At 32.7% G+C, this 13,772-nt stretch carries 13 protein-coding genes and 1 pseudogene; 2 read left to right on the forward strand and 12 right to left on the reverse strand.

The features are described 5' to 3' along the window. The 5 genes and pseudogenes from rpl37e to IJI80_RS02845 all read right to left on the reverse strand — a co-directional run. Positions 1–108, reverse strand: a pseudogene (gene rpl37e / locus IJI80_RS02825) (50S ribosomal protein L37e); the annotation flags it as partial. 228 nt (positions 109–336) lie between these two features. Beyond that, on the reverse strand, positions 337–570 hold the full coding sequence (locus IJI80_RS02830; protein WP_067146527.1) for an LSm family protein: 234 nt from the start codon (positions 568–570) through the stop codon (positions 337–339). A 497-nt stretch (positions 571–1,067) separates the two neighbouring features. Next, positions 1,068–1,460, reverse strand: a complete 393-nt coding sequence (tsaA, locus tag IJI80_RS02835) for a tRNA (N6-threonylcarbamoyladenosine(37)-N6)-methyltransferase TrmO (protein WP_292787482.1) — start codon at positions 1,458–1,460, stop codon at positions 1,068–1,070. 17 nt (positions 1,461–1,477) lie between these two features. Next, the gene (arfB, locus tag IJI80_RS02840) at positions 1,478–2,182 is read right to left on the reverse strand and encodes a 2-amino-5-formylamino-6-ribosylaminopyrimidin-4(3H)-one 5'-monophosphate deformylase (protein WP_292787484.1); all 705 of its coding nucleotides are present in this window, start codon (positions 2,180–2,182) and stop codon (positions 1,478–1,480) included. Positions 2,183–2,241: 59 nt separating this feature from the next. Continuing rightward, positions 2,242–2,724, reverse strand: a complete 483-nt coding sequence (locus IJI80_RS02845) for an RNA-binding protein (RefSeq protein ID WP_292787494.1) — start codon at positions 2,722–2,724, stop codon at positions 2,242–2,244. 271 nt (positions 2,725–2,995) lie between these two features. Between IJI80_RS02845 and IJI80_RS02850 the strand changes: the two genes are divergently transcribed. Then, positions 2,996–4,483 (forward strand): sodium-dependent transporter, encoded by a 1,488-nt coding sequence (locus IJI80_RS02850; protein WP_292787485.1) that lies wholly within the window; start codon positions 2,996–2,998, stop codon positions 4,481–4,483. Between the two features lie 458 nt (positions 4,484–4,941). Here IJI80_RS02850 and IJI80_RS02855 read toward each other — a convergent pair whose 3' ends face one another. After that, entirely contained in the window at positions 4,942–5,139 is a 198-nt protein-coding gene (locus tag IJI80_RS02855; protein ID WP_292787486.1) for a hypothetical protein, read from the reverse strand. A 196-nt stretch (positions 5,140–5,335) separates the two neighbouring features. Further along, a complete protein-coding gene (locus IJI80_RS02860; RefSeq protein WP_292787487.1) occupies positions 5,336–5,938 on the reverse strand; it encodes a YigZ family protein in 603 nt (200 codons plus the stop codon). A 160-nt stretch (positions 5,939–6,098) separates the two neighbouring features. Between IJI80_RS02860 and IJI80_RS02865 the strand changes: the two genes are divergently transcribed. Next, positions 6,099–6,485, forward strand: coding sequence for a hypothetical protein (locus IJI80_RS02865; RefSeq protein WP_292787488.1), 387 nt, complete (start codon positions 6,099–6,101; stop codon positions 6,483–6,485). 88 nt (positions 6,486–6,573) lie between these two features. On the opposite strand, the gene IJI80_RS02870 is transcribed toward IJI80_RS02865, so the two are convergent. The 5 genes from IJI80_RS02870 to IJI80_RS02890 form a co-directional block, all read right to left on the reverse strand. After that, on the reverse strand, positions 6,574–9,867 hold the full coding sequence (locus tag IJI80_RS02870; protein WP_292787489.1) for a DUF5814 domain-containing protein: 3,294 nt from the start codon (positions 9,865–9,867) through the stop codon (positions 6,574–6,576). 213 nt (positions 9,868–10,080) lie between these two features. Continuing rightward, the gene (locus tag IJI80_RS02875) at positions 10,081–11,109 is read right to left on the reverse strand and encodes an ATP-binding cassette domain-containing protein (protein ID WP_292787490.1); all 1,029 of its coding nucleotides are present in this window, start codon (positions 11,107–11,109) and stop codon (positions 10,081–10,083) included. Between the two features lie 64 nt (positions 11,110–11,173). Further along, the gene (gene modB / locus IJI80_RS02880; protein ID WP_292787491.1) at positions 11,174–11,854 is read right to left on the reverse strand and encodes a molybdate ABC transporter permease subunit; all 681 of its coding nucleotides are present in this window, start codon (positions 11,852–11,854) and stop codon (positions 11,174–11,176) included. Between the two features lie 220 nt (positions 11,855–12,074). After that, positions 12,075–12,884, reverse strand: coding sequence for a molybdate ABC transporter substrate-binding protein (gene modA, locus IJI80_RS02885; RefSeq protein WP_292787492.1), 810 nt, complete (start codon positions 12,882–12,884; stop codon positions 12,075–12,077). A 329-nt stretch (positions 12,885–13,213) separates the two neighbouring features. After that, positions 13,214–13,772: hypothetical protein (locus tag IJI80_RS02890; protein ID WP_292787493.1), on the reverse strand; the 559-nt coding region annotated here is incomplete at its 5' end.

Consider the following 13,772-nt stretch of genomic DNA (forward strand, 5'->3'; position numbering starts at 1 on the left):
ACAAGAAGCACAAACTTTCTTACGTACGTGGTATGAGTTTTTACCACATCTTCTACATCTAATATGGGTCTTTTTATTCTTTTTACCCATTGATGGAGTTCCTTTCACTTCTATCTCCTCCTAAATTAATAACATCAATAATCATAAATTTTATCGAATTCCATAGAATTCATAAATAGTCTATAAAACAGTCTTATTTGAAATAAGAACATAAAATAGATAATTAGTAAAATTAATTTATAAAACAAACTAATTTAACTAATAAAATAATTAATTCAATAATCTTTATTGAGTAGAACAAAGAAAAACTTATAGAAAAAATAAGAAACTAAGTTTCTATGGAGAAATGTATACAATATTGTCTCCTCTAATGAGAACAGTACCTAATCTTCTCATTATTTCTCCTTTTTCCAATTCTTCAGCATCGTTAAGAACTAAGTTCATGTGTAAGTCAAAACTTTTTAAAATGCCTCTGAATTCTCTTTCTCCTTTGAGTTTAATCAAAACTGGAGAATTTACTGCTTTTCCTAATGCGTCAAGTGGTCTTTGAACATTTTGTTGTCCGCTCATGATTATCACCTATACTATATTAAATATGTTTGTATAATATATAAACTTAACTATTTTTCCTATTCTAAATAAGGAAATTAAGCCTCTTTTAAAACAAATATTAAGCTATAATATTTATTTCAAGATATTATACCAGTAGTTAAGGAATTTTTTAGAAAAAATAGAAGACAATATGTTTTTGACACAAAATCTCTATTATTAGAATTTTTCTAAAAATTTAATAAATTAATAAGATCAACTATAAAATTAAAAAACCAAAATTATCTTAAAAATTATTAAAAATTATTAAATTCCAATAAGATTTGAAAATAATCAATAATAATATAGTTAAACCAAATTAATACTATAACAATATATATTTTAAATAATATATAAATGTTTTGCACTTAAAAGGGAAAAATAAGGAATTTTAATCAATATTTCCATATGAAAATAAATTAAAGCTATTATTTTGGAAAAAAGAATAATGAAAATTAAAAAAAATAAGTAAGAAATGATTATAAAATATCTTTTATGTCAAGCACCGGAGTGCCATTAAGCATGTCAACTCCAGTGAACTTGATGACATTTCCATCAATTTCAGTTATCTTTATTGTAGAGACTCCAATAGGATTTGGCCTATTAGGAGCATGGGTTGAAAACAATCCCTTAATTGGACCGTTTCCCATAAACGGAACCCTTTGCTTGAATCCTTCTGACTTATGGAAATAAAAGAGAACCATATACTCTTCACCGACTTCCATGCTGGACATGCTTTCAAGATACTCTTCATTGATGATCATTTCTGCCTCCACATCACCTGATTCCCTTGTGGATTTAGGCATATTCCTTACATCCTCATATGGAGACTTTATGTATCCAATCGGCTTGAAAATAATTTCCTCAACCATATTACCATCCTCATAAATCAGTATCCATAGTGTGAATCCAATTGCTTTTCAACATCAAGCAATACGGAGTTAACAGCTAGCTTCAAGAGCTCATTTCCATAAACTTCATCAACATAAACGCCGTTTTCTTCAATGTCCATTGCACCTTCTTCAATGTTTGGATCATTTTTCCTCGCCTGAGAGAACATGTATAGACCAACTTCACCATATTGGCTCAAATCGGTCTGGTTCTTGACTTCATCCTCATTGATGATGCCTAAAACCTTTGCCATGGACAATTCGCCAGAACCTCCATGAGGTCCTTCAGATTCAATTATCTTGCTGTTTAGAGTAATGAGAAGACCTGTTTGCTCTTCAATGTCATACAATTTAGTAACAATAGGCAAATTGCCTCCATGCCCATTTACAATGACTACACTGCTGATTCCCAAATGCTTCTTTGCTGATTTCAATACATTAACAATTTCATCTGCCAAATCGTCTAAGGAAACATGTATTCCATGATTGATTTCCTTTATCTCATGAGCAGGATAAATGACTCCCAAGAACTTAGCTCCACTTTCCAATGCAGCGTGAAATGCAATGTAGGAAGCTATTTTAGCATCTGTATCAATAGGAAGTGCAGGACCATGATTTTCAAGATGTGATCCAAGTGCGATTATTCCAATCTTATGAACATTAGGATTCCTAACATTTCCAGCGTTTACTCTTAGTTCCACCATATTATCACTTAAATAAAATAAAATAGCTAAAATTAAATCCAAATAGCCAAATTTAGGTTTTACACTTCAAGATTCCAGATTGCATCTCCAACGTAATGGAGTGACTTGATAGCCTTTCCTTCTGAATTCTCAACCATTTCAGGACCAGTTATCAATGCGATTCCCATTGCCAAAGGCTTATTGTGGGTTTCCTCAACGATAATTACCACATCATCTTCCACAATGGATTCATCTGCATCAACAATTCCTGGGCTCATTACATCTGCACCTTTTGTTACAAACCTTACAGCACCCATATCCACTACAACAACCTTGCTGTCCAATTCGATATTCAATGCTGCCTTAAGTGTAGGGTATGGCTTGCTGTTAATCATAATGATGTAAGGCTCTCCGTTGACTAAAATGAAGTCGTAATCCTCTGCTTCCAACAATTCAAGGGTGTCCTTGTTGTTGATGAAGGACCCGTAATCTCCAAGTTCTTCCTTAATGGCTTTCACTTTCTTTTTCTTTAGGAAATATCTTTTTTTAATTTTCAAAACCAGCACCTTAAAATTTTATAATATTTTAATTTCATTAATGAAAAATCTTATGATTATTTATGTACTTTATTTTAATAATATTTTACTAAAATTTAATAAATAGATTTAAAAAAATGCAATGTTAACATAGTATAGTTTTTATATTTTGGAATACAAATAGTAATATTAAATTAATTTAGAAATAATCTTTAAATAAGTAAAAATGATTGATTTGAAAGATTAGAAATTCTATTTTATTAATTAATTTTTTTATTAAATTATTTTGTGATTTTTTATGAGTGATAAAAACGAATGGGGCAGTAATCTGTCATTTGTACTTGCAATGGTAGGTTCTGCTGTAGGACTTGGAAACATATGGAGATATCCGTATGTATTATACAGCAATGGTGGAGGGGCATTCTATATCCCGTATATCGTTGCTATACTGTTGATGGGAGTTCCATTTTTAATCTTGGAATATGGTGTTGGATACAATTTCAAATCATCCTTTCCAAAGGCTATTCGTAAAATACATGCCAATTATGAATTTTTAGGATGGCTGTTGCCGGTTTCAGTATTCATAATCATGATTTACTATTCCTGCATACTTGGATGGGATGGAATCTATGTGATATTGAGTTTCTTCAAAGGATGGGGAGCAGATCCAAACACTTTCTTTGCTGCAACATTGCTCCAATCAAGCGAGTCAGCTACTGGACTCGCAAGCTTCATTCCTATAATAGCTATTGCAATGCTTATAAGCTGGGCTATTGTATGGTTCATTTCCCATAAGGACCTTGAAGAGGGACTTGGAAGGGTAAGTAGGATATTGGTGCCATTGCTCTTTGTGATTATGATTGTCATAGTGGCATTCTCATTGACCTTGCCTGGTGCAATGATTGGATTGAATGAACTGTTTTCACCAAATTGGAGCTTGCTCCTTGACTTCAACATTTGGATGGCTGCATTTGGACAGATAATCTTCTCATTGAGTTTGGGAATGAGCATAGCATTCACCTATGCTAGCTATACAGGAGAGGAAGGAGACTTGATTACAAACACATTATCCATTGCATTTGCAAACTGTGCATTTGAGAACTTCTGTGCATTAGGTGTTTTCTCAATTCTTGGATACATGTCACTTCAAAGCGGAACAGCTGTGGCAGACCTTGTAACTCAAGGAACCGGATTGGTATTTGTAGCATATCCAACTGTATTGAATGTATTGGGACAATATGCATACATAATCGGACCATTGTTCTTCATTACCGTTTACCTTGCAGGGCTTACAAGCATTCTATCTACAATCGAGCCATTGTCATTCAGTATTCAAAACAAGTTCACTTGGTCCAGGAAAAAGACCATGACAGTTCTCTGTTTAATCGGAGCAGCATTATCTATGATGTATGCAACCGCTTACGGTGGAACACTTTTAGGATATGTGGATGCTTACATTAACCAAATAGCTATTCTCTTTGGTGTAATACTTGAATGTATTGTATTTGCATGGATATTCAAATGCGAAAGCATCATTCCAGTTTTAAATGAACGTAGTAGAACCATTAAATTAGGCAAATGGTGGACAGTGATAGTTAAATACATATTGCCTTTATTCATTACCGTCGTATGGATTGGTGGAGTGATTGATGTGATAAACGATGGTTCCGCTGACCAATTGATCGTATTTGGAATTCTTACAGTTATCCTTCTTGGTTTAACTGCAGTATTCACTAAATTAAAAGCTACAAACGAAGACTGGGATGAAACCAAACATAGATTATAATTTATTTTAAATTATTTTCTATCTTTTCTTTTTTTAATAATTATTTGAAAAATTACTCTTTTTATTTTCTTTTTTTTATAAAAATAGCTAAAAAATTAATTCTTTAAAATCAGCAAAAATAGTAATTAAATAGAATGAATTAAGAATCTAATCCATAATAATGGATTAAGATTCAATCATCCCTCAATATCTATATTGCAAGATAAATCCTGCAATACACCCTATAGATATTGAAAAAAACATATATTAAAAGTTTGGAATAAAAAGTTCAAAAAAAACTTTTTAAACACTAATAATTGTTATGAACTAAATAATATTTAAAACTTTTTAATGATTTAAAATTGTAGGAAGTGACATTGCAAAGAAAACGAAACTCAAAAACAACAGGGTTTGGTTGTTAAAAAACAAAAGTTTGCAATATTGTTTTTTCCTACAATTTAAAGGAGAACATTATGGCATCATAACAGTTTAAGCATTACCATTATGATGATAAAGGTCATACATCCCAAGTAAATGAGATATACAACCAGTGCCATCCAAATCTTAGATTGGACAGATATAATGGCCCCTCCTTTTAATATATGTTTTACCAAGTGTGAGTTTTCATCAAAGAGACAAATCCCTTTCCAACTCATGGCAATACTATAAGAATACATAATATCACCTCCTGGACTTAAAGAGTTTACGTTTAGGCATAAAAATATGTAATTCCTATTATTTATACTTATTTTTTAATATAAACGATTAAAAATAGTTATTTTGTAAAAATATTGTTTTAAAATTGAAAAAATATAAAAAGAGTGAAAATTATTAAATTAAATCAATATTAAAAAATTTTAAAAAAAGAAAAAATTAATCGATCTTTTCCAAAAATCTGCTTCCTAAATGTTCTATTTTAACTTCATCAGCTAATTTTTCCTGAATGTTTTTAATCATATCCTCATTGTTGGAAGCTACAAAATAGATTACATTCGCTTCATACTGCTTTTCTACAACAGCCAGATTCTTAGCCCTTATCTCATTGTCAATAGCTTTAATATGCTGATATTCAAAACTGAACTTGAATATCTCATAGAGTTCCATATCAACAATCTCTGCAATTGAAAGTGTTTCAAGAACTGATTTTGAGTAAGCACGAACCAAACCTCCTGCACCAAGCTTGATTCCACCGAAATACCTTGTTACAATAGCTACAATATTCTCCATCTCATTTTTCTTTAACACATTGAGCATAGGTCTTCCTGCAGTTCCGCCAGGTTCACCGTCATCATCAAAACCCTCTCCATCGCTAACTACATAAGCTGTACAGTTATGTGTAGCATCTTTGTATTTCTCAGATATCTCATTTATGATCTCCTTTGCTTCCTTTTCATTCTGCGCAGGGAAAAGTCTGCAAATGAATTGAGATTTCTTGATATCTATAGATGTTTGGAAAGGTTTAGCTATTGTTTTCATAATATCAATTCAGCATTTTTAGATTAAATTCATAATAAGTATTTTATATTATAAACATAAACATTTATATGTTTAATTGATATAATATTTATTTTGATATTACTTAAAAGAAGAAAGTAACGATTCTTTATAACTAATTAAAATCATCGAGGTGAAGATCATGGAAGATAAAAAAGCAAAATTCTTAGTTTATATCGTTGTAGCTTTGATTGCTTTTGTTGCAAGCAGTGCAGTTTATTCTATGACTGGCGGTCTTTCAGATTGGATAGTAGCCAGCGATTACGATGAGGACAAAAACAATAACGGTTATTTAGACAGTTCAGAAAATGGAGGCGGATTGTTCTCATTTTTCGATTCCAATGACAATAGTGACAATTATAATGATGATGGCAGTGACTTGTCTGAATTGATAAATAAGGGAATGAACAAGCTCTTCAATTCAGATGGTTCAGGTTCCAGTTCAAGCTATTACTCAAGCTCAAGCTCTGATGACAATCCAGACATCTTAGCAAGACTTATAAGATTCTTTATAAACAGCGGAAATTAGAGAAAAATCTTTAATTAACCAATTCTCTTTTTTCTTTTTTTTAACTTATTTTTATTCAATTTTTAAATCCTTAAAAAACAAATTTTACTTATTTGCCAGATTCCACTATTTTCATCAATTTTTCTGATACTTGAACTATCTCTTTTTTGCCAAATGCCTTAGCAATTCTTCTTATTGCATCAAGATTCCTTACATATGCATCAAGCCATGAGAATATGTCTCCTGGGTATGTTTGGATTTGATATTCCTTTAAAAGAGCATTTGAAATGTCTATTGGATCCTTTCCATTCAACCTTTGATTGATTATGTAATATGAAATTCCTCTTTGCAAGCATTCGCAGAATGGCCTTTCATTGCAGTCACATCTTAAGAAATCAATTTGAATCTTAAGCAATGCATCCTGGAATTTCTTGTCAATCTTTGAAATTGCCTCTCCAGAAGATATGATATCCAATGTAGATTCAGCAAACAATCTTGTTGAGAAGTTCATCTTCAAGGCACTAATGATTTGCTTATGAACAACAGGAGCAAGATAAGCGTTTTCAAACAATTCCAAATCAAGAGCTATTGACTGCACTTTCAATAGGTCATTGGCATTGACTTCATTCTTTGTCATCTTTTCATGTATGTCTGAGAATATGTTTTCCTTGAATTTGATCTGCTTGACTGCTGCAGAATTATTGTTTTTATTCTTTTTCTTGTTTTTAGACTTATTTGAAGTCTTCTTATTATAAATTACATCTGACTTATTATCCTTTTTAGAGGATTTGTAATCATTCTTCTTATTCTCAATATTAGAATCATCATCAGAAGACTTATAATCCTTAGACTGATTCAATCCATTGAAATAATCAGCAATATTATCAATATACTTGCTGGTTTTGGATTCATTTTTAGTCTCCTTTTTAGGAACTGGCTTTTCATCCACATCCTCTTCAACAATGAACTTAATTCCAGAGCTTTTGTTTTCTTTAGGCTCTTTAGGTTTATCTTCCTTAACTTTAATGGATTTTTCCTTATTTTTATTTTCCTTAGATTTTTGAGACTTATTCTTGTTCTTTTTATCTTTTTTAGACTTGTTTTTCTTCTTATTGTCTTTTTTATCCTTTTTATCCTTTTTAGAACTGTCTTTAGTCTCTTTATTATCCTCTTTATCCTTTTTATCCTTTTTAGAACTGTCTTTAGTCTCTTTCTTATCTTTTTTATCCTTCTTAGAACTGTCTTTTGACTTAGACTTATTCTTAATTTTCTTGTTTTTCTTTAAGGCATTCTCATTACTTTCATCAATCTTTTCAGATAATAACCTTAACTCTTTAAGATTGGTCTTAAAGAATGGCTTATTGTAATAATAACTTAAGTATTTCGGATCATTGATTGAATCCTTGATGATAACCCCATCATCAACAGATAAAAATGACATTGCAACTGCTCTACCGAAGCGAGTTGTGTCAATTGTATCGTCTGCATGTATATTTACAGCATCCTTATCTTCAAGTTCATCAAGTGCTGTCATTATATCCATTGGAACTGGAATATTTTGATAGAATTCCTCGACATCATTCACTTTCCTTAAGGACTTTGATGATATATCGGCAAGTATCTGTTCAAGTGATCCATCCTCTGTATAATCAACGAAAATATCCTCGACATCACTTTCAAGTAGGTCAAGTGCAACTGCCTCTTCACTTTCATTGTCAAACTCACTTCCAATCTCTGGAACGAGATAGATTACACCTCTGTCATGGTATGTTGGCCTACCTGCCCTACCTAACATCTGTGAAAACTCATTAGGAGTGATCCATTTGTTACCCATAAGCAATGATTCAAAGATAACCTGTGATGCTGGGAAATCCACACCTGCTGCAAGGGCTGCAGTTGTAACCACTGCTGCAATCTTACCTTTGGAAAAGTCCTTTTCAATCTTTTCCTTCTTGAAATAAGACAATCCTGCATGATAAGCTGAAGCGTTGATTCCCTTTCCAGATAGGAAATTAGCTATCTTATGGGTCTTTCTTCTTGAGTTTGTAAATATCAATGTTTGGCCCTTGAATCCTTTAGAGGATGTGCTGAAATACTCCCTTTGGACCAGTTTTCTCATGATTATCCTTCTTTGTACATCTCCCCTTACAAAGACAATGTGCCTTTCAAGAGGAACAGGACGCTCCTTGTACTGGACCAGTTTCATATTGAAGTCATTTGCCAAATCCTGAGGATTCTTAATTGTAGCGGACAATCCAATCACTTGAGTCTTAGGGAAGATATGCTCAATCCTTTTTATCAATCCATTTAACCTTAATCCCCTTTCCTCATCTGAAATGGTATGGATCTCATCTATTAAAACAAGCCCTAAGTCATTCAATGCATCTGAATCGCCAGCCCTTAGCATAAAGTCTATTCCTTCATAGGTACCGACAACAATATCTGCATCCTGAATATTAGAATTAGGTAACTTTAACTCTCCTTTTGCCTTGATACGGTTCATTCCCACTTTAATAGCTACCTTTAAACCTAAAGGTTCATATCTCTTTTTGAAATCCCTATACTTCTGGTTTGCAAGCGCTACAAGTGGAGTTAAAAATAAGAATTTCTTGCCGTTCAATGCCTTTGGAATACCTGCAAGCTCTCCAACCAATGTCTTTCCACTACCGGTTGCTGAGACAACCAATAGGTTTTCACCTTTCAATAATCCTTCTCTAATTGCCAAATATTGAACTGGTAGAAGATAATCGTTTTTCTCCTTTAATATGACTTGCTTGAACTCTTCAGGTATCTTTAGCCTTTTCATGGCTATTTTAGGAATCTTATCGTCATGAACCTTAACTCTATCAAAGAGTGTCAAGTCTGTGTGAGCCAATGGGTCAAATCTTGGTGAAAGCATTTCCAAAACATCATCAAGACTGCCTGTCTTTTCAAGCACTCTCTTGAAGTTCCTGAATACCTTCTTGTCATATCCCCTAAGCTGAAGCTCCCTTTTTATTGTATTTTCAGCACAGGTCTTGCATATCAATTGGTCATGATAGGTATAGGAAAAGTCTGAATTGATTATGGTGACTTCCCCTTCAAAACTGCAATGCTGACAGATGTTTGTGAATCTGACCTTGATGTTGTTCTGCTTTAGGAAAGCTTCCAGCTTCTCATCCTTCTCTGCCAAGAAAACAGCTTGAGAACGTAATATATTGATTGCTTTGGAAGGAGGATAGAGCTTGTCTTCCTTTTCATCCTTTATTACAAAACGGTTTATGGAAATGGTGCCATCCTCATCATTTTCCTTAAACTTCAATACGCCAATGAATTCTGGCTTACGCTTTGTATTGAGAGCTCCTTTAGGACTTCCAATAGGGTACATTTCCCAAGTCTTTTTCTTTTTGCTTAAAACTATCATTGATAAAATTCCCAATTTTCATTATAAGTTTTTTATATAAACAGTATATTTTAAATTATATTTTTAATAGTTTAAAAAGATTAAGACAAAAAGAAATGAATTTATGAAAAAATTGAAGAAATAATTGACAATACCCATTATGAAGATGTTGAAAAAAAGCTAAAAATAAAAAAATAAGATAAAATATAATTTAAAAAATGAGAAGAAAAATAATTATTCTTCGAGTAAAATAATGTTTTTAGGATCTACTTTAAGATAATCAGGAACATCAAACTCATGCTGATGAATCTGCTTGTCATATTTCCACCATAACCCATTTGCCAAGGTTATCTCCCATTCAAAAGGCATTTCTATCTTTGTTGAACCTAATGTATCAAATGCATTCAAGTCATCCACATTAGCGGAAGAGAAATCGTGAGCCCTTATTCCAATGTGTGAGATATTAGGTGAGATCTTTTTAGATACTTCAAGTTCAAGTCCCCAATCCAATGACCTTACATGATAATCATCAATTATTTCAATTCTAGAGATGTTCTTACATCCTGTAAGCCTTGCAACCTGAACCTTTCCAGGATTTTCAAATATTTGATAGGTTTCTCCTTTTGCAATGATCTTACCCTTATCCAAGACTATTAGCTCATCACAAAACTGGAATGCCTCGTCACGGTTATGAGTAACCATAATGGAAAATCCATCGAAATCCTCAAGGGAATTTACAAGCTCCAGACGCAATTGTTCCTTAAGGAAAGTGTCCATAGCACTGAATGGCTCATCCAACAATATGACATCAGGGCCATAGGCCATTATACGAGCCAATGCAACCCTTTGCTGCTGACCCCCAGACAATTGACGAGGATATCTCTTTTCAAGACCGTTCAAATGAAAACGCTTAATGATTTCAGATAAGTGATTCTTGTCACAATCCTTCCCTAATCCAATTGCAATATTTTCCTCTACGCTCATGTTAGGAAACAGTGCATAATTCTGGAACAGGTAGCCCACATTTCTTTTTTGAGGCTTTAAATTAGTCTTATTGCTTGAATCAAAATAAACGGTATCATTTAAGCTAATAAATCCGGAATCAGGATTGACAATACCTGCAATGGATTTCAATGTCATACTTTTACCGCAACCGGAAGGACCGAGAATACCTAAACGCTTGCTTTTCAATTCAAAATCAACATCCAAGTCAAATTCCTTAAGTTCCTTTTGGATATTTACCTTTAACATCTTATTGCTCATAATCCTTCCTCTTGATAAAAAAATAGAATTGATAAATAATAATTTTAATTTAGATTTCGTTTATTTAATTATATCTCCATTGCTTTTCCTTACGCAAAGTGACATAATCCATAATGAATATCACAATGAATGCGATGAAAACAATGAATATTACATAGCCAAATGCCTCTCCCATATTACCTGCAGCCACTTCTGAATAAACTGCCATAGGGAGTGTTCTGGTTTGTCCTGCAATGTTTCCTGCAAGCATAGCTGTAGCACCGAACTCACCTAAACCGCGTGCATATGCAAGAATTCCACCACTGAGTATTCCAGGCAATGCGTTTGCAAATGCAACTTTCCAGAAGATCTTCCACTCAGACATTCCCAATGTACGGCCTGCATCCAATAGGTTGGAATCGATTTGCTCAAATGCTCCTCGAGCAGAACGGTACATCAAAGGAAAAGACATCACTACTGCTGCAATTACAGTAGCAGGCCATGAGAATGCTATTTTATAAGCAAAGAAATCTATAAAAAAGCTACCTATAGGTCCTCTGACACCAAAAATCCATAATAAAAAGAAACCCACTACAGTAGGGGGCAATACAAGAGGCAATGTGAATATGCCGTCCAATACAATTTTTCCGGTATCATTTTTCATCTTAAAAAGACCCCAAGCAACAATCAAACCTAAGAAAAAGGTTATGAAAATTGATACGCTTGCGGTTTTCATTGAGATGAAAATTGGGGACCAATCTGTCATGTAATATTCTCCTTAATTAATATTAAATTATTCATCGATATGATAGATAATATATTTCTTTTTAATTCTTATTAATATTTGCATAATAATTGCATAAATATTTTAATGAATAATTTAATATTAACTAAAAATTTTAAAAAAAAAGTGATTATTCACATGAATAATAGAATATTAAAATTTTTAATATTTTTCTTATTCACATGAATAATGGATACTGAATTTATTCGTGAAGAGTAAATCCGTATTCTACGAATTTGTCTTTAGCTTCTTGGGTTTGCAAGAAGTCCATAAATGCACTTGCAGCTTCAGAGTTTTTAGAATCTTTTAATTGAGCTACAGGATAGATACATGGAGTGTCTAAAGCATCATCAGGAGCTTCACAGATAACTTTTACGTCATCAGTGGATTTAGCATCAGTAGCGTATACAATACCAGCTTCTGCAGATCCTTGACCTACTTGGTTTAATACTGCAGTTACGTCAGTACCTAAAGAGAATTTGGATTCAAGTTTGTCCCAAAGACCTAGGTTGGTTAAGATTTCTTTAGCGTATTGACCTGCAGGTACAGATTCTGGGTCTCCGATAGCAATGGTTCCATCCACATTTGCCAAATCTTCAAATGAAGTGATGTTGGAATCGGAATCAGCAGGTACAATCAATACGATTTTGTTTTCCAAGAATTGGAGGTTGGTATCATTGTCTATTAAACCTTCATCAGCTAAAGCGTCCATTTGTTTGTTAGCAGCAGACATGAATACATCTGCCTCTAAACCGTTTTCAATTTGAGTTTGCAAGTCACCGCTTGAAGCGTAAGTTGGCACTACTTTTACACCAGGATACTTTTCTTCAAACATAGGGATCAATTCATTATCATATACATTTTTTAAACTAGCTGCTGCAGCTAAATTAACAGTTTGTCCATCTAAGTCAGGTTCACCAGTGATGAAATCAAACCAGCCAGCAGAACATGAACCTACACTAATAACAGCTATTAATGCTAAAACAGCAATAATCAAAGCTTTTCTATTCATATTTACTCTCCTTTTTAATAATAATTAAACACAATCACACATTAAATCAATAACAATAGCAAAAATAAATAATTTCTTTATGAAAAAAGTTTCATTATCGAATGATAATAAATTTCATTTTTACTTAACCTATTTTAGATACGATTTAATGTTTTTTGATTTGTAATTATATTTTATTTTGTACTGATATATAAATATTTTCATATCGATTTTGAGAATAATTTCATATCGATAGTTGAAAAATAAACATGCAAAATTAAAATTAAATCTATGAAATATTTAGAAAAAAAAGAATTAGGAATAAAAAAATATAAAATATAAAACAACCATTATTCGTCCTTATAATGGAAAATACTCTCTAAAAAGCCAATATTTTTATAAGTTACATTATCGCTTGAATTTGGAATTATTATTCCATAGCCAGTATATTCACCCTTTCCACCATAAATTAGAATAGGATCTCCATTATCCATATCTGTTGAATAGACTTGCCTTTGGGACGGAGTTTCAAACTCGCATTTGAAAATGTCCAGCACATACCAGTCATCATCATCCACACTCACGTAATAGGTTTCGTATTCTGTGATGTTGAATCCATCGGATTCGATGTTGTATGAATGGTTTGAGTCAATTAGCTGAACTTTACCTTCTCCGCTTAGATATGCATTCCTATCTATTGACAGGTTATAAGGCTCATTGTCCCAATCTTCGTGAGGATTCATGTTGTAGCTGTATTTATCAAGAGATATATTGTCTGCACTGTCCTCTAGAACTGAAGTGTCATAATCGCTTGAATTGTTGCTGTCATAGGCAAAAAATGTTATTATTGAAAACAACAATAATAGAATGAAAAGAGCTATGCATACCTTTTTGAAAGGAAATTTCTCT

This window comes from Methanobrevibacter sp. (assembly GCF_017432245.1).
Classification (GTDB): Archaea; Methanobacteriota; Methanobacteria; order Methanobacteriales; family Methanobacteriaceae; genus Methanobrevibacter.